Source organism: Proteiniphilum sp. UBA5384, from assembly GCF_002410825.1.
GTDB lineage: Bacteria > Bacteroidota > Bacteroidia > Bacteroidales > Dysgonomonadaceae > Proteiniphilum.
Genome location: NZ_DHOS01000010.1, coordinates 1 through 18,160, shown reverse-complemented (window position 1 = coordinate 18,160; position 18,160 = coordinate 1). Strand labels below are relative to the sequence as shown.

Sequence of the window (18,160 nt, the reverse complement as noted above, 5' to 3'; positions counted from 1 at the left end):
GGCAAGAGCCAAGACTAAACTAAACTAATGTGAAAAGTAAAAAGTGAAAAATCAACTTCTTTACTTCTCAACTTCGGACTTCTTTTTTATCAGTCACATTGGCACTACATGTCCCGATTCATCGGGATTATTCTCATTGACATTACTTGTTCCGATTTATCCGGATTAAAACTTAATGCTCTTTTCAATTTCATAAAAAATACGCTCGGGCGAAATTATATAATACTTCTCCCCCTGTGCCAACGGAACAATGGTATCGAATCCTGCCACCCTCCGGGGGGGTGCTTCCAGATAGAGGAAAGCCTCCTCATTGGCGATAGCGATTAACTCCGACCCGACACTGAAAGATTGGTGTGCTTCGGCCACGATAAGCATACGTCCCGTTTTCCGCACAGAATTCCCGACGGTTTCCCGGTCGATGGGATAAATGGAACGCAAGTCGATCAACTCCACCGAAATGCCGGTCTCCTGTGCCATTGCGATTGCTCTCTGGCATTCACGGATCATGGCTCCGAAAGCCACAATCGTTATATCTGTCCCTTCCTGCACCACGCGGGCCTTGCCAAGGGGAAGGGTAAACTTCTCTTCAGAAACCTCCTGCTTGATTGCCCGGTAAATCCGTTTCGGCTCCATAAAGATAATGGGGTCATTGCTTTCGATAGCGGAAATCATCAACCCTTTCGCATCATGGGGAGTGGACGGGATCACTACCTTGAGCCCCGGTATATGGGCAAACAGGGCTTCAGGACTGTCGGAATGATGCTCCAGGGCATTGACACCACCACCATAGGGAAAACGGATCACCATCGGCACTCCGTATTTCTTACGGGAACGGTTCTGCATGCGTGACACATTGGAGAGTATCTGGTTAAAGGCAGGGAAGGTAAACCCTTCGAACTGCAGTTCCACGATAGGCCTGAGACCCGACACAGCCATTCCCAGGGCAGTACCGACAATCCCCGACTCCGCCAGGGGGGAGTCGAAGACACGCTCCACGCCGTACTTCTGCTGCAACCCCTCGGTCACACGGAAAACGCCGCCCTCCACGCCTACATCCTCACCATACACAACAATATCCTTATCTTCTTCCAGCTTTATATCGAGCGCATTATTAATCGCCTTTACCATTGTCATTACGCTCATCTCCTTTTCTCCTTCCAGCTTAAGAATTGTGCATACTCCATCTTTTGTCTCTCTAGCTCGTCCGGCATGTCGGTGTACATATTTTCAAATACCTCTTCCCAGGGATAGGACTTGTTATTTTCCGCATCTACAAACTGGGCATCGATCTCCAACCGGTATTCTTCAATAAGTTTTTCTTCATCGATCTGCCATATTCCCTTATTCTGCATAAAACGTTTCAGACGGATCAACGGATCAGTCAGCCCCCATAGCGTTTCCTCATCCTTACACCTGTATTTCGAGGGATCGTCCGAGGTGGTATGGGCACCACGACGATAGGTGACAGCTTCGATCAGCACGGGTCCCTTCCCTGACCGGACGTATTCGGAGGCCGTTTTATAAACCAGATACATGGCAAGAAAATCATTGCCATCCACCTTGATTCCCGGGATACCAAAAGCGACCGATTTCACCGCAAGGTTGATCGAATTGGTCTGCGACTTCACCGGGACGGAAATAGCATACTGGTTATTTTGTATCGTAAAGACGACCGGCACCTGCCATACACCGGCAAAATTCAGCCCTTCGCTGAAATCACCTTCCGAAGTACCTCCGTCACCGATAAAAGTATATACCGCTTCATCTTTTTTCCGGTATTTCACGGAATAACCTATACCGGTGGCATGATGAAATTGCGTTCCGATAGAAATCGCGATCGGCAGGACATGGTAGGCATCCTTGAAACTGCCGCCTTGTTCATTTCCCAGATAAAACAGGAACATCTCTTTCATGGTAACCCCTTTAGCCAGTAGGGTACCCATTTCCCGGAAAGCAGGCACCACCCAGTCCTCTTTCCGGATATTCATTCCGGCGGCAATATGGATAGCTTCCTGCCCCATATTGGGTGTATAGGTGTACATCCGTCCCTGGCGCTGATAAGAGACAGCCATCTCATCGGCCAGCCGCTCGTATAACATCTGCTTATAAGCATCTATAATTATTTCGTCCTCCAATGCGGGCATCAGCGGTTCATTCACCACATTCCCTTCATTGTCGATGACCTGCAGCATCTTATCTTCTATTGGATCGAAGTCACGAAAAATCGCAGGTAAATCATTTTGGATCATCTATCTGTCTGTTTAGCACTATTTCTTTGTATGACATAGCCTGAAGCAATCAAACTATTTTAAACAACACTTCACTGTGAATCTTAAATACACTTAGCACTGAATATAACATCTCGAGACATAAATAGTTCTTAAAAGAGGCTGAAAGGGGTCATAAAAATACTTACAAACGGACCCTCTGTCGTCATTGTCACTTAATATTATTAATTTTGCGCCTTCATTCCTGACTCTTATTACAGACGGAAGACAGAATCAGCAGAATTGGAATGAAAAAAAGAAGAATATCTCAACAATGGATTCATATACAGAAACGGAGGAAAGACAAAAGCCGGCAAGTAGTGTGCAGTCAGAAGTGATATATCAAAAAACGATTTATACCATTTTATTTACAATCAGTTTTGCACATCTGCTAAACGATATGATGCAATCGGTGATTCCTGCCGTATATCCTATTATCAAAGAGAAATTTAATTTTTCATTTACGCAGATAGGGATCATCACGCTTACATACCAATTTGCTTCGTCGGTATTACAACCTTTCATAGGATTTTATACAGACAAACATCCAAAACCATTTTCTCTTTCTATTGGAATGAGTTTTACACTGGTGGGACTGATCGTCTTGTCGATGGCCTCCGGTTTTCACACCTTCCTCCTTGCTGTTACACTTGTGGGCATCGGTTCATCGGTCTTTCATCCGGAATCATCCAAAGTGGCACAACTGGCTTCAGGAGGAAGAAAAGGCCTTGCACAATCCATTTTTCAGGTAGGAGGAAATTTTGGGAGCTCCCTGGGGCCTCTACTAGCCGCATTGATCGTCTTGCCTTTTGGACAACCCGCCATTAAATGGTTCACATTGGCTGCTTTACTGGCAATCCTTATCCTCCTGCGGGTCGGGAAATGGTACAAGGCTCACCTGCACATAAAACCGACGGCCCGGGGAAATACACAAACGGAAAAAGCCAATACATTCCCCCGAAAAAAGGTAATCGGATCATTAATCATCCTATTCTTCCTGGTTTTCTCCAAGTACTTTTATATGGCAAGCATGACAAGTTATTTCACTTTCTTCCTGATTGAAAAATTCAATGTCTCCGTACAACACTCGCAGTTATACCTGTTCATTTTTCTTGCCGCTGTAGCAGTCGGTACAGTTGCCGGCGGACCATTAGGAGACCGTTTTGGCAGAAAATACATTATCTGGTTTTCAATTCTTGGGACAGCTCCTTTTGCGCTTTTAATGCCTCACGTTGGTCTTTGGGCGACCATTGTCCTTGCCGTATTTGTAGGTTTGATTCTTTCATCTGCCTTTTCGGCTATACTGGTATATGCTACCGATCTTGTTCCGGGAAGAGTAGGTATGATCGCGGGATTATTCTTTGGACTGGCCTTCGGGATGGGAGGCATAGCCTCCGCGTTTTGGGGGTGGTTGGCAGATAAGACAAATATTGAATTTGTGTTCAATATTTGTGCTTACTTGCCCCTAATCGGAATAATAACAGCTTTCCTGCCAAATATTGAAACGGGGAAGAGCAGAAAATAATGATATCCTTCAAAACCATTAAAATCTCCCGTAAACGTTCAAAAGTACGGTGATAAAGTAACGTTATTTCTCTTTAAGCCAATTTCATACAAAGAGATTGTACTCCCGCCGGCTCTTTTTTCGAAATCATACGTTCCAAGCAGAAATCAAGAAAATCCACTCGTGGAGGATTGGCTAAGGGTTGTCTTTATAACAGAGAGAGGATTAGTCGCCGTCTTCCTGTATGTTGACAGATCATTGCTTGATCAATCAGTTCATCTTGTTTATTGTATAACCATCTGTTTTCCCATAAAAAATAATGATTCATTACCCAAGCAGCTTGATAAGCTATTTGGTTGTCATCATCAAAGAGCAAGTCGTACAGCTCCTGCTTTTTCACCTCATTCCCTTGTGTCAGATACGTTATTTCATGAATGTCATCCATACTAATGCGTTGGGAGAGTTTAGATTTGAGGTTCATATTCATAAATTTGTATTCAATCTAGTAACTTCTATTTTCTTCATTAAATCATCTTGATAGATTTCCATGAATTTACCTAAATCAAAAAACAAATATGAGGTAATGCGAATATAGGAATTGGGTATTTCAATGTGTTCAGTTGCTATAAATAGTGTGCTCTAATAATCGATAGCACTTCATTAATTCTTGTTCTTCAATCTTCAAATCTTTTGCATATTTCCACGCGGATTGAATTCGCCCTCCTGTCAGTTTCAGTAGCCATCTAATATCCTCCGAAGAAACGAAATGCCATGTTGGACGCATTATATGTGTTCGAAGAAAATCTCCACGATTGAAAGCTTCTTCTATCTCTTGCTCTGTATAAGAGTTTAGCCTTATTGCAATAGCCCACTTTGCCATGTTGAAGTCTTGGGCTTGCATTGCTCCCATCCATGAAACTAATTTTTCAGGGGAATTCTGCTGTTGCTCTGATAGTTGTCGACTGGTCAGTCGTATATTTGATGATTTTCTCATGATCTGTGATAGATTTAATTTCCCTAGGGTCAATATCGTTTTCAATTTCTGTATTAGAGAAGAAATAACAATTGAGTTGAATTTTGCCAATAAATATTTTAGAATTAGAACAGAGGTCATGATCTTCACTCAAGTAACCATTTACTACATCAAAATTAATTTTAGATTCCTCCATTCCTGTCTTGCCATTGTACCAACTAATAAGATAATTGTGATTTACATAATCAATCCATTTTCTCCAATCATTGATATCAGTATCCAATACATATAATCCCTCCACGAGCCATCCCAATAATATATGCCTTTTTTAATTTATTCCATTCTAACTCTAAGGTATTCATGATATTTTTATTTTAGATTATCATCGGTTTGACTTAACCGATTGAAGAATAAACCTTTATCAGAGTTGTTAAAATTTAGAGGTAACTAGTTAGTAACCGTGCGTATTTCAGCGTTTTGCAGTGCTATACTGGGAAATAACCGACATAGGCGCGGGAGATAACTTCGGGTCAATCGAACTACCTCTAACTGTTACCAGCTGGTCTTTCTGTTGTCTTTTCATCTTAGTTTTATTCCTTGTTTTTCAAGTTTGTCGGCACCAGATAAAACTCCAAAACTCCCGATTTTTCTTGTCGCAAGTTTATTATGGATATGGGATTTTAATTTCCTTGATGTTGCTTGAATTTCTGCCCAATCCCACAAACTTACAAGTCCATTTACTTTATTTGTATCTTCCCATTTCAATGCTCCTTTCTCGTTAAAATGTCCGATGTGCGATAGATTAAGTTCGTTGTCTTTAAGTCCACCGAAATATAGCTGTATTAGTCCCCAACCATCTGTTGAATAACGAAAAGTGTGCCCGTTACAATACTTAGGGTCAAGGTCAATTTTTCTGAATAGTGGTTTGCCTTTATGTCGTGGAGTCCAAAGTTGAAATGTAACAGCAAATTTGCCTCCGTTGTCAAGGTCAAACTTTGAGTATATTTCGTCAACAGTTTTGTATTGACAAATCTCTTGTCCGTATGCAGAACCTGAGTCGTAAACGAGCAGGTCTGTTTCCTTGAAAATGAATTCAAGAATTTCCAATTTGTCTGCTTTGTCTGCGAAAAAGTCGTAATCCATTTTTTATGTTGTCTGTCGTTTTAGCCTTATTGGTAATTTACGTATTAGTGCTCACTATGATAGGTGCTCATTACGGGACATCCTATTATGACGCCAAAAATACTAAATATTTGAGACGTAGCAACAATTACCTTTTGAAACCTTTGTTATTGTTTACTTCCGACTTCGATGGAGGAGTGATTCTGGGTTTTATGGTTTGCTTCAAGCGTGAGAATTGCTCTTTGAACCGATCAAAGATATTCTTTCCGTTGAGAGAAAGATAAAGTTGTTGGGGGTGGTCAGGTGAATAGAATTTCGCAGAATCGCCCGAAAGGGTTTAGCCAAATAGTAACGCACGGATAGAGTCGAACGTCAATCCTATTTGCTCCTGCATCATCGGGAAGTATTTGTTAATGGTGTTCAGTTCCTCCTGTGCTTTGTATGGTTCATAATCTTGTCGGAGTTGTTGATGTAATCGGTAACTTTGAATCATCAAAAATCCGCAAAGGCATCATACTTAATTAAGTGTTGATCATCAGTGTTTTTCGCAACTTATATTTGCTTTTATTTTCCGCACCTCACTTCCCGATGCAGAATTTCGAAAATATATTACCCAGTATTTCATCAGTAGATATCTGACCGGTGATTTCGCCAAGATGGAACATGCACTCCCGGATATCCTGGGAGAGGAAATCGTGAGTGATGCCGATCTCCAATCCTTCCTTTACACGGAGGATGGCTTCAAGGGCTTTGGTAAGGGCTTCATAATGACGCAGGTTGGTCACAACTACATCTTCTTCACTAATGGCGGGAATGGCGGCAGCTTCGACCAACAACTCCTGCAACCGACCGGTATTGTACTGCTGCCTGGCAGAAATAAAGAGCCTGTCATCTCCTACCCCCGGAAGGATATTTTTCTTCTCTGTCCGTTCTTCTCCGGATATCAGGTCGGCTTTGTTAAAGAGCAGGATAAGATGTTTCTCTTTTATTTTTGGGACGATGGACTCTGCCAGTGATTCTATTTTTTTACGCGGTGTGGTCAAGTCGATCATCCACAGCACGATGGAGGCTTGTTCTATTTTTCGGAAAGTACGCTCGATTCCCATCGTCTCAATGGTATCTGAAGTCTGGCGGATACCTGCCGTATCGATAAACCGGAAGGTGACACCTCCGATATTCATGGTGTCTTCGATCACATCACGCGTAGTGCCATGAATGTCGCTGACGATGGCTTTCTCTTCGTTCAACAACAGGTTCAGTAAGGTGGACTTACCGGCATTCGTCTCGCCGATAATAGCGACCGGGATACCGTTTTTGATAGCATTCCCCAACCGGAAAGAACTGACAAGTTTACCTATTTCACTCTCGATTTCTTGTGTTAACAAGTAGAGTTGCTGCCTGTTGGCAAACTCCACATCTTCTTCGGAGAAATCGAGTTCCAACTCGATCAACGAAACAAACTGTAATAACTTATCACGCAGATCAGAGAGTTTTTTGGCAAAGCCACCCCGCATCTGGTTCATCGCAACTCTATGTGAAGCACGCGAAGAGGAGGATATCAGATCAGCCACCGCCTCGGCCTGGCTTAAGTCGAATTTCCCGTTACGAAAAGCACGACGGGTAAATTCGCCGGCTCCTGCCAACCGCGCACCATGAGCCAACAACAACTCCATAATCCTCTGCTGAATATAGACCGACCCGTGACACGATATTTCCACACTCTCCTCACCCGTAAAAGAATGGGGAGCACGGAAGACAGTGACCAGCACTTCATCCAACACCTCGTCCTCCGCCATAATCTTTCCGAAGTGAACGGTATTGGCTGCTACTTCATTCAGTTTCCTCCCGGAAGGAGAATGAAAAATCCTATCAGTTAAAGCACAACTACCTTCGCCTGAAAGGCGAATAACAGCTATCGCTCCCATACCGGGAGGAGTAGATATCGCACAAATTATATCTTCTATCATATTTATGCCCCTGTACGGATCAGGGGACTGGACTCTTATCTAATAACATAATAAATCTATCCCATCCTTAGGCACCTCGCCATCTAACCATTGGCACATTGGCACACTCATCACACTAATATCTAAAACTGCTTCCCCCCACAAATTCCCTGAGTAAAGAAGTCGGCGGCAACTCACGGTCGGTGATATAATTGAAATATCCTAAAAATTTGAGTAGGCGGTATGCTTCGGAATATTCCGGCACAGTCCGTGGTACCCGCTGCAGGATCGGTTCGGCATGACGCCGGATGGCGGCCAACTCATAAATCATAGCCGAATTGAACATTACATCGGCATTTTCCTGATAAGGGAATATCCATTTATCTTCCCCATGCCTGACACTATCCCAACGGGAGATTGTTTCTTCAGCTGAATAGCCCCTGTAACGGTAGTCACGCACGATACGGCGAATGAGCCGGTTATCAGAAGCAGGTATCCAGTTATGATCGTCCAGAGAGATAGTAGTCAGTGCAGAGACATAGACCATAAACTTCTTTTCGCGTGGAATATGGGCTGTCAATTCCGGATTCAAACCATGTATTCCCTCCACGATCAGGATACTGTTTTCTTCCATCTTCAGATAGTTTTTCTTGTATTCACGCTTACCTGTCATAAAATTGTAAGATGGCAGTTCAATCTCCTCCCCCGCCATAAGCGCAAGCATATGCTGTTCGAATAATGCCCGATCAAGCGCATAGAGCGATTCATAGTCTTTCTCCCCCTTTTCATCCAATGGTGTCTGATCCCTGTTCACAAAATAATCGTCCAGGGAAATACCCAGCGGCTTCAGCAGATTCACCAGCAGTTGCACTTCGAGCCGTTTACGGAAAGTGGTCTTCCCCGAAGAAGAGGGTCCCGATATCAGTACGACACGCACGCCCTCCCTGAATCCGCGGGTAATCTCTTCGGCAATCTCGGAGATCTGTTTAGCCTGATAAGCCTCCGCCACCTGAATCACATCTGACATACGATCGGCCTGTTTTGCCCGATTCAGATCCCCGACATTATCCAGGCCGCTTATCTTCAAAAATTGAATATGCTCGCGGTATACATTCAGTAATTTCTCCTGTTGTATTTCAGGCTCCAATTCCACCGGATTTTCGCGTTTAGGAACCCTTAGGAGATACCCCCCGTTATGCGGCTGGATATCGAATAGTTTGATGTATCCGGTAGAAGGTGTCAGGCTACCGTAGAAATAGTCGATATACTCTTCCAACTTAGAATAGCGGGCATAAAGAAAATCGGATGTTTCGAGTAAACGGGCTTTATCTTCCATACCCTTTTCCCGAAATAGTTTCACAACTTTCACCGTCTCCTCTTCCACTTGCACAAAAGGAATATCGGCATCCACGATCTCCTGCATCCTTTTACGGATAGCATCCAGTTCCGGCTTGCCGACCGGGACCTCCGCTTCTATCTGAAAATAATAACCTTTGGCTACGGCATGCTCAATATAGGTTTCAGCGTGTGGTAAGGTGTCATTTACTGCCTTGGCGAGAATAAAACAGAGCGACCGCACATAAGTGCGCATGGCCGAAGAGTGAGTGAGGTTCGCATACTCTATTGTTTTGGGACGGTATATCCGGTAGGATAACGACTCTGTCTTATTATTTACTTTTGCATTCGTGATCAAATAAGGAGATATAACTCCAAAAACATCAATAAGCTCTTCCAACGAAGAGCCGATTTTCACATCTTTATATTCACCCGTGTTAAGACAATGTACATTTACCGTATCTGACATATTTTTAATTTTTAGTTTTTCCCTCGGCTTTCACTATATTTAAAGAATATAGAATGCACCTCGGAAATGTTCAACAAGTTAGACTATTTCTGCGTTCGGTAAAACGAGTAAACTCGTTCTGCACTCTCTTAACGAAATAGTTCAATCAAGTTTGGCTTTTCTCTCGGCTTTCACTATATTTGCACACGAAAATATTTTGCACGCTAATATACGCTATTTTTCGTACATGGAGTATAGTTTTTTTGATTTTTTAAAGCTCTTAGGCGCAATGGCTCTGTTTTTATATGGCATGAAAACAATGAGCGAGAGCCTTCAAAAACTTGCCGGAAATAAACTCCGGAATATCTTGTCAGCGATGACAAAAAACCGTGCAACAGGCGTGTTGACCGGCCTTTTAGTCACTGCCCTCATCCAGTCCTCTACGGCCACGACCGTAATGGTCGTCAGTTTTGTAAACGCCGGATTGCTAAGTTTGGCACAATCCATCAGCGTAATTATGGGAGCAAATATCGGAACGACTCTCACCGCATGGATAATCGCTTTTTTCGGATTCGGAAAATTGTCGATCAGCACGCTATCAATACCATTGATGGGACTTGCACTCCCACTTATTTTCTCTTCAAAGAACAACAATAAATCGATAGGCGAATTCATTTTCGGATTTGCCTTTCTTTTTATGGGGCTTGATTTCCTGCAACACTCCATGCCCGACCTGCAGAATAACCCCGGGGTATTGGCGTTCCTGCAGAATTTTACCGGAAGGGGGATTGCATCGGTTCTCTTCTTCCTGCTTGTGGGTACCATATTGACGGTCATCGTCCAGTCATCGGCTGCTACCATCGCGCTCACTTTGATTATGGCAGCAAAAGGATGGATCGATTTCCCCAGTGCCGCCGCGATGGTGATGGGGGAGAATCTTGGTACGACACTCACCGCCAATCTTGCCGCTATTCCGGCCAATATATCAGCCAAACGAGCCGCCTTTGCCCACTTCATATTCAATATACTGGGATTAGTCTGGTTGATCTTCGTTTTCAATTATTTTTTGAATTTTGTAGACAATGTCATTGGAAACATCACCTCCTTCTATCCCAGCGGAATGATCTCATTTATAGACTCGCTTTCTCCGGATGAATATACGCAGATAACCACTCTCTCCAGGTCTGAACTCTCCCCCGCATTGGCCACGTTGCAGGATCAATACCTGAGTTATCAGTCCTCTACCTCTTATGGTTTAACGTTATTCCATACGCTTTACAACATTTGTAATGTACTTATCATGGTATGGTTCGTGAAATTCTACGAAAAGATATGCCTTGTCGTCATAAGGCCCAGAAAGGGTGAAGAAGACGATGAGGAATTCGGACTTCAGTATATTTCTACAGGAATGGCATCTACAGCTGAACTTTCCATCCTTCAGGCGGAAAAGGAGATGGAAGTGTATGCACAACGCGTAAAGAAAATGTTTGGGTTTGTGAAGAAATCCACAAATATGGATCATCACGATAAAAAATTTCTCAAACTATATACCCGTACTGAGAAATATGAAGATATCTGTGACCGGATGGAGGTAGAGATTGGTTCCTATCTGGGAAAAGTCTCCGAGGGAAGATTGAGTAACCAGAGTAAGGAACGTGTGCGCTCTATCCTGCGCGGCGTGACGGAAATAGAAAGTATTGCCGATTCAAGTTGCAATATAGCGCGGCATTTGAAACGGAAAATGGAAGCAGATGTTGTTTTCGAAAAAATCATTATCGACAATATCAACAGCATGTATGATTTATTGGATAAAGCGTTTGAAAATATGCAGTCATTGCTCAAGAATCAAAAAATTACAGAATCGGAGCTGGTAGAAAGCAAACACATAGAAAACAGCATCAACGAAAAGCGAAACCTCCTGAAACGTGAAAATGTGGAGAGTTTAAACCAGAATCTCTATTCCTATCAAAATAGCGTCTTTTATATGGACATTATCTCGGAATGCGAACGCATGGGGGATTATATCATGAACGTGGTTGAATCATTAGAGGTAAAGCATAATTAAAGGAAAAATCGTATCTTCGTAGGCCGGCATGCATTAGAATTTATTCATTTGCCAAATTGTATAGGAAAAGGACCTGTAAATTCCGTGACATTATGAACGACTGGAAAAAAAGACTAGATATTGTTTATTCTACCAATCCCGATTACCACTACCAGGAAGAGGAGCAAGAAAAAAAGAGTACACAACCAAAAGAAAAACAGTTGCTTCGCATCAGTCTCGACAAACGCAACCGTAAAGGAAAGGCCGTAACACTTGTTACCGGGTTTATCGGAAGTGACGACGATCTGGAAGAATTAGGGCGTATATTAAAAACCAAATGCGGCGTAGGTGGATCGGCAAAAGAAGGAGAGATTATTATACAGGGCGACCATCGCGAGAAGTTACTGGCCATCTTGCAGAAGGAGGGATATGCCAAATCACGCATCATCTGACAACAGGCATTTACAGGTAATCAAAGCATCTGCCGGATCGGGCAAAACACACCGTCTGACAGGTGAATATCTTCGTTTGCTTTTTTCGGCGCCAAACAACCACAGGCATATTCTGGCTGTAACCTTTACCAACAAGGCGACCGATGAAATGAAATCGCGTATCATAGAAGAACTGCATCGTCTTGCTTCGGGTTCCGACTCCCCTTATCTGGCAGACTTAAAGGAGGATTTCGCCAGGAGTACCGAAGAAGTCCGTACCAAAGCAAAAAACATATTGGAAACCATCCTGCATGACTATTCTTCTTTCTCTATCAGTACGATTGACCGCTTTTTCCAGCAGACCATGCGTTCCTTTGCCCGCGAAACCGGATTGGCCGGCGGATATAATATCGAGTTGGATGAGACATCCTTATTGACTGAAACTATCGACCTGATGCTGTCGGAGTTGGACAAACCCGAAAATAAAATGTTGGCGGAATGGCTCCTCCGGTTCATGCAAAATAATATAGAAGAAGGGAAAAGCTGGAAAATAGAACAGCAGGTACTGGATCTGGCGAGGGAATTATTCAACGAGACTTATAAATCGTTTACAGATGAGGAACGGTCGACCATCCAGAATAAGGAACAACTCGAAGCCTATAAACAGATGCTTATACGCACAAAAAAAGGTTACGAGAACGAAGTAAAAGCGGTAGGAATAAAGGCGATGGCCATTATGCAGCAGAATGGCTTGTCGTACGACGATTTCAAACATAAAAGGAATTCCGGGTTCCTGTTATTTTCCAAGCTCGCGGGCGGAAGTATAGAAAAGCCCTCTAACCGCCTGACCGCGCTGGCAGATAATATTGATTTATGGTACGGTGATAAAGAGAAAGAGGTCTCTATCCGAGCAGCATATAGTGATGGCCTCAACGACTGTGTGAAGCAGATCATCCACCTTTCCAACAACGACAGGGATTACCAGACGGCAAAGCAGCTGCTCAGAAATTTCTATACGCTGGGTATCCTCAACGATATCAAACAGCGATTACAGAAGCTGCAACAGGAGAATAATACCCTGTTCCTCTCCGATACGACGGAATTATTGAATGATATTATTGCCGGTACCGACGCTCCTTTTATTTACGAGAAGACGGGAACGAGGGTTTATCACTATATGATCGATGAGTTTCAGGATACTTCTCGTATGCAATGGGAAAATTTCCGTCCGCTAATCCGGGAAAGCCTTGCCTCGGGAAACCTAAACCTTATCGTAGGTGATGTGAAACAGAGTATTTACCGTTTTCGCAACTCCGACTGGCGCTTACTCGAGGAGCAGATAAAAAAGGATTTCCAAAGCAACAATATCCGGGAACATATACTGGACACTAATTGGCGAAGCGATGCCCATATAGTGGAGTTCAACAATGCTCTTTTCACAAAGGCTGCAATCAATCTACAAAACGATCTAAATGCATCGGTAGAAGACAATCAACCAATAGAGACAGGTAATCACAACAGTCGTAGTAACGACATGCAAATCACGAATGCCTATGCCGACCTCTATCAACAGGTTCCTGCAACGAAAGCTGACAGCGGTGGACAGGTAAGGATCACTTTTATAAAAGACGATAAGGAATCGGATTGGAAAGCGGAAGTATTGGAGCGACTTCCACAGGAGATAGAAGCATTGCAGGACCAGGGCTTCACACTGAAGGATATCGCGATAGTAGTGCGTTGGAACCACGAAGCGGTACTGGTTGCAGAGACACTGCTATCATACAAGGAACAGCATCCCGAATCTCCCTATCGTTATGATATTATTTCCAATGAAGCACTCCTCGTTCGCAGTGCCCAGAGCGTGAAGGCCGTCATCGCATTGATGCGTCATTTCCGCAATCCCCAGGATAATACCCGCCGGATGATGGCGATCTATGAATTCTACCGGTACCAGCGGGGGTGTTCACCCGATGAGGCATTGCGGCTTTATCGTGAAGAATCGCAAGGAGATTTTCCGGACGAGATCAAAAGCCATCTTAACGAAATAGGATCGATGCCCTTCTACGAAATGACGGAACACTTTTTCACCATGACTTCAGGAGCAGGGGGCGAGAAAGAGAATGCCTATGTACAGGCTTTTTTGGATATAGTACTCAAATTTAAGGAGAGTGCTACAGCAGATTTGAATGACTTTTTGGACTGGTGGGACGAGACCGGTCACAGGAAAGCACTTTTTTCACCGGAAGACCAGAACGCCATCCGGCTAATCACCATTCATAAATCAAAGGGATTGGGATTTGGTGCCGTAATCATGCCATTCGTCAATTGGGGAATGGATCACAATACATACCATAACGATATCATCTGGTGTAAGCCGGAACAGGCCCCGTTTAATGCTTTGGGTATAGCACCATTGAAATACGGCAAAGGATTGGAAAACACCATCTTCCGGAATAACTATCTCGAAGAGAAACGGTTCACCTATATCGATAATCTGAACCTTCTTTATGTAGCATTTACCCGTCCGAAACATCGGCTTATCATCTTTGCCCCCATCCCCGGAAAGCCCGAAATCATTACCAATGTAGCCGATTTGCTATGGAGGAGCATTGGAGATAATACGTCCTCTTCCACCGCCAGGGAAAATTATATCCCTCTGAATGAATATTTTAACCAAGGAGAAGTAGAATCTATTTTTGAGTATGGTATTCCAACTCTCCTACAAATATCAGGATCAAAGTCCGATGCAGGTACCAGTAAAACGGGTAGATGGCTATCGATCCCTTTTGACGACCGACTCAAACTGCGCTTCAATTCTATCGGATATTTCGGTGATGATGGCAGTCGCGATTACGGACGGATGATGCATGACATTGTCAGCAATGTAAAAACACTGGCAGATATTTCCCAGGCGGTAGAACAAAAGATATCCACAGGAGAACTGGGAGAGGAAGAGAGAGATAATACGATCCGCCAACTAACAGAAATGTTATCGCAGCCCGGGGTTTCGGAGTGGTATTCCGGCAAGTACACAATATTAACCGAAACGCAACTCTTGCATCCCACTTCGGGTTTTAACCGGCCGGACCGGATAATGATTGGTGACAATGAAGTGATCATAGCCGATTATAAATTTGGGGAACTGGAAGAATCTAAATATATCCGACAGGTACGCCAATATGTAAAACCCATTCAGGAAATGGGTTTTCCCAACGTGAAAGGATTCATTTTTTATGTGAAGACAGGGAAAGTGGTACAGGTATAACCCGCAGCTTCACTAACCGGCCGTCCATTGCAGAGACATACAATTCACCATTTTCAGCCGGTAAGATCATGTTAATCAATCCATTTGAAATACGATATCTCCAGAGAAATACTCCATCCAAGGCGCGGTAAGCATAAATCAAGCCTTTATCGGTAGGAGCATATACCACTCCATCTTTTTCTACCACCGGTGTAGGTGTCAGTTCATAGCCCATATCTTCTCCCGAAGATATCCATTTTACTTTTCTTTCGGGAACAGTAGCATCAATAGCAAGGATATTTCCATCCATGGTCTTGGCATAAACGGTATGACCATCTTCCGATATACCAATTGATTCACGCACCCTGTTTTCCGGATCGTTGTACCGCCATATCACCTCTCCCGTGACTTCCTCCAGCACTATCATATACCTGTCAGGTGAAGCCAAATAAATCCGTCCATGTGTGGTTATGGGCACCACTTGTGCCGGTGACAACATCCGGTTGGAGTGTCCGCTATTCCATATCCATCGCGGTTTTCCGGTTTCAATATCGAGAGCATAAAACTCGTTACCCCAACTCCCGAAGAAAATTACTCCATCTTTCACAAGAGGACGGGTCACTACAAAATTCTTCACACTATCGAATTGCCATACAAGATCACCGGTCGACATATCCCATGCCCGACAGTGACCGTCACCACCGGCAATCATCACCTTACTCTCTGAACAGGCGGGTGAAGAAACTACCGCTTTATTATTTTTCAGTTGGAACACTTTTTTTCCCTCCAGCAGATCCAAACCATACAGATAGGAGTCGGAAGAGGCGGCCCACACACGGTTGTGACATATAATGGGAGTTGAATAAATCTTACCGCCGGTTTTAAAGTTCCAGACGGGACTGCCATCTTTCGCTTTTACCGCCTTGATTTCTCCGGATGTATTGGTATAGACCAGTAAATCTCTTTGCAAAGCCATACCACTCCCCATATCACTTTTTTCCTGTACACTCCACACTTCGGTTACATAAGGATGATTCCGGTTAAATGAATAGTCGGGACGGGGAGGATTGCTCTCCCATTGCGTCCGTTCTCCGGTCGGATAGGTAAGCCAGGGAGAAAGTGTTACGCCTGAAGACTTTCGTTCTTGTAAGGTGATTGAATCGCTGCTTATAGTGAGAACGGTGTATCCTCCGTATTCTTCTTTGGCACGTAGATTGGAACGGCACATAGCTGCGTTTACTCCTTCAAAATTCATTCTCCGGTTAACATGTCCGTGCCCGCACAACATCAGTTGCACATTGTGAGGCCTCAACGCATCCATTACTTCAAACCAGTTATTCAATCCGTTATCCATGGGATAATGATTCACATAAATAATAGGCATATCCGTATCGGTCTTTTTCAGTTCTTCAAGGAACCAGTTGAGGTTTTCCCTTGGAATTTGTCCCGGTCCCATCCGCATATTGGGTCCCGAAGCCAATCCCAGGAACTTGTAACCGTTATATTCAAACCCGAACGTTTCGTTTCCGAATATCCGCAGGAAGTCGTTGGTACCACTCTCCGACCAGTTAGCATCATGATTACCGGGGATCGCATAATAAGGGATGCTCAAGTTATCCAATAGTTCTTTCGCCGTATAAAGCTCCTCATAAGAACCGAATTCAGTGATATCTCCCGACACGATCACGAAGGCAATATCAGGAAGCAAATTGATATCCTCCACAGTACGGCGGAGATCTTCAATGTTAGCAGGACTACTGACATGTATATCCGTGACGAGGGCAAATCTGAATGGTACTGAAGGCCGGGCGAAAAGCGGCAGAGTGATAACTAGCGCCAGAAGGGATATTACCCATTTCTTCATAATTCTTATCCTTTATTGCAATAATACTTATTGGCGAGATCTAAAATATTCATTGAAGAATAATACCTGATATTTCACTGCATTGCTCCAATATCCCCAATTATGGCCTCCCGGGCGCGTTATATAATCGTGAGGAATGTTGCGATATAATAGTTCATTATGAAGGCGTTCATTTACATCAAAGAAAAAATCTTCCGTACCGCAATCGATAATTATTTTCAATGCATCAGGCGTCAAAAGATGTAATAATCCCATGACCGTATTCTTTTCCCACCTTTCAGGATATTCACGTTGAGTGCCGATCCGTTTGGATATATCCCATTTATTGGGAAACGGGCGAATATCCACTCCTCCGCTCATGCTTCCACACGCACCAAAAATATACTGATTCCGGAAACCGAGATATAATCCTCCATGGCCTCCCATGCTTAACCCCGTAATGGCACGTCCTTCCCGGGAAGGAACAGTTTTGTAGTTCTTGTCAACATTTTCGACCAATTCCTTCGAGATAAATGTCTCATATTGTGAAGCCTGATCTTCAGGACTATCCAAATACCAACTACCTATACTTCCATCAGGGCATACTATCATCATTTCATATTGGTCCGATAACTCTTTGATATGAGGAACTTTCGTAAGCCAGTTATCATACCTTCCACCGTAACCGTGCAACAGATAAAGAACGGGGAAAGTTTTTTCTCCTCCATATGTCTGTGGTTTGATAACAACCACTTTGATCTTTTTATTCATTTTTTCACTGAACACATTCAGCGTATCAACCGTCGCGGAAAAAACTCCCGCCGTAGAAAAGGCAAGTGCCAGACAAACAACTGTAAATTTTCTCATTGTCTCATTTATATAAAAATAATCCGATTTCTCGGGACCGGCATATGAATAGCTCCCAAAAGTACATGAAAAAGTATAAGTGGCCTTGATTTTTATTTCACGCGCTTGGAAATACTCTTATTTTCATGTACTTTTG

Annotated in this window: 14 protein-coding genes; 4 read left to right on the top strand and 10 right to left on the bottom strand. The window is 43.5% G+C overall.

Going from position 1 to position 18,160, the window contains the following annotated elements; all coding sequences use genetic code 11:
• Positions 1-165 precede the first annotated feature (165 nt).
• Both B4G81_RS03035 and pdhA read right to left on the bottom strand, forming a co-directional pair.
• Complete coding sequence (locus B4G81_RS03035; protein ID WP_294079929.1) at positions 166-1,143, bottom strand: alpha-ketoacid dehydrogenase subunit beta; 978 nt, start codon at positions 1,141-1,143, stop codon at positions 166-168.
• Positions 1,140-2,249 (bottom strand): pyruvate dehydrogenase (acetyl-transferring) E1 component subunit alpha, encoded by a 1,110-nt coding sequence (pdhA, locus tag B4G81_RS03030; protein ID WP_294079927.1) that lies wholly within the window; start codon positions 2,247-2,249, stop codon positions 1,140-1,142. Before pdhA ends, B4G81_RS03035 begins: the two co-directional genes overlap by 4 nt.
• A 292-nt stretch (positions 2,250-2,541) precedes the next feature.
• On the opposite strand from pdhA, the gene B4G81_RS03025 reads away from it, so the two are divergent.
• The gene (locus B4G81_RS03025; RefSeq protein ID WP_294079925.1) at positions 2,542-3,792 is read left to right on the top strand and encodes an MFS transporter; all 1,251 of its coding nucleotides are present in this window, start codon (positions 2,542-2,544) and stop codon (positions 3,790-3,792) included.
• 187 nt (positions 3,793-3,979) lie between these two features.
• Here the strand turns inward: B4G81_RS03025 and B4G81_RS03020 are convergent, their stop codons facing one another.
• The 6 genes from B4G81_RS03020 to B4G81_RS02995 form a co-directional block, all read right to left on the bottom strand.
• Positions 3,980-4,258, bottom strand: a complete 279-nt coding sequence (locus B4G81_RS03020) for a hypothetical protein (protein WP_294079923.1) — start codon at positions 4,256-4,258, stop codon at positions 3,980-3,982.
• Positions 4,259-4,387: 129 nt separating this feature from the next.
• Entirely contained in the window at positions 4,388-4,765 is a 378-nt protein-coding gene (locus tag B4G81_RS03015; protein ID WP_294079921.1) for a DNA glycosylase AlkZ-like family protein, read from the bottom strand.
• A 558-nt stretch (positions 4,766-5,323) separates the two neighbouring features.
• Positions 5,324-5,887, bottom strand: coding sequence for a hypothetical protein (locus B4G81_RS03010; protein ID WP_294079919.1), 564 nt, complete (start codon positions 5,885-5,887; stop codon positions 5,324-5,326).
• A gap of 316 nt (positions 5,888-6,203) precedes the next feature.
• Entirely contained in the window at positions 6,204-6,359 is a 156-nt protein-coding gene (locus B4G81_RS03005) for a hypothetical protein (protein ID WP_294079917.1), read from the bottom strand.
• Positions 6,360-6,444: 85 nt separating this feature from the next.
• Positions 6,445-7,833: a tRNA uridine-5-carboxymethylaminomethyl(34) synthesis GTPase MnmE gene (gene mnmE / locus B4G81_RS03000; protein ID WP_294079915.1), complete on the bottom strand. Its 1,389-nt coding sequence runs from the start codon at positions 7,831-7,833 to the stop codon at positions 6,445-6,447.
• 115 nt (positions 7,834-7,948) lie between these two features.
• Positions 7,949-9,616: a nucleoside kinase gene (locus tag B4G81_RS02995; RefSeq protein WP_294079913.1), complete on the bottom strand. Its 1,668-nt coding sequence runs from the start codon at positions 9,614-9,616 to the stop codon at positions 7,949-7,951.
• A 226-nt stretch (positions 9,617-9,842) separates the two neighbouring features.
• Between B4G81_RS02995 and B4G81_RS02990 the strand changes: the two genes are divergently transcribed.
• The 3 genes from B4G81_RS02990 (at position 9,843) to B4G81_RS02980 (ending at position 15,335) form a co-directional block, all read left to right on the top strand.
• The gene (locus B4G81_RS02990; RefSeq protein ID WP_294080419.1) at positions 9,843-11,660 is read left to right on the top strand and encodes a Na/Pi cotransporter family protein; all 1,818 of its coding nucleotides are present in this window, start codon (positions 9,843-9,845) and stop codon (positions 11,658-11,660) included.
• 92 nt (positions 11,661-11,752) lie between these two features.
• Positions 11,753-12,091 (top strand): translation initiation factor, encoded by a 339-nt coding sequence (locus B4G81_RS02985; protein WP_294079911.1) that lies wholly within the window; start codon positions 11,753-11,755, stop codon positions 12,089-12,091.
• Positions 12,069-15,335, top strand: coding sequence for a UvrD-helicase domain-containing protein (locus B4G81_RS02980; protein ID WP_294079909.1), 3,267 nt, complete (start codon positions 12,069-12,071; stop codon positions 15,333-15,335). Before B4G81_RS02985 ends, B4G81_RS02980 begins: the two co-directional genes overlap by 23 nt.
• Here the strand turns inward: B4G81_RS02980 and B4G81_RS02975 are convergent.
• Positions 15,295-17,178: a PQQ-binding-like beta-propeller repeat protein gene (locus tag B4G81_RS02975; RefSeq protein ID WP_294079907.1), complete on the bottom strand. Its 1,884-nt coding sequence runs from the start codon at positions 17,176-17,178 to the stop codon at positions 15,295-15,297. The two genes, B4G81_RS02980 and B4G81_RS02975, sit on opposite strands and share 41 nt — an antisense overlap.
• A gap of 27 nt (positions 17,179-17,205) precedes the next feature.
• Entirely contained in the window at positions 17,206-18,024 is an 819-nt protein-coding gene (locus tag B4G81_RS02970) for an alpha/beta hydrolase (protein WP_294079905.1), read from the bottom strand.
• Between the last annotated feature and the right edge of the window lie 136 nt (positions 18,025-18,160).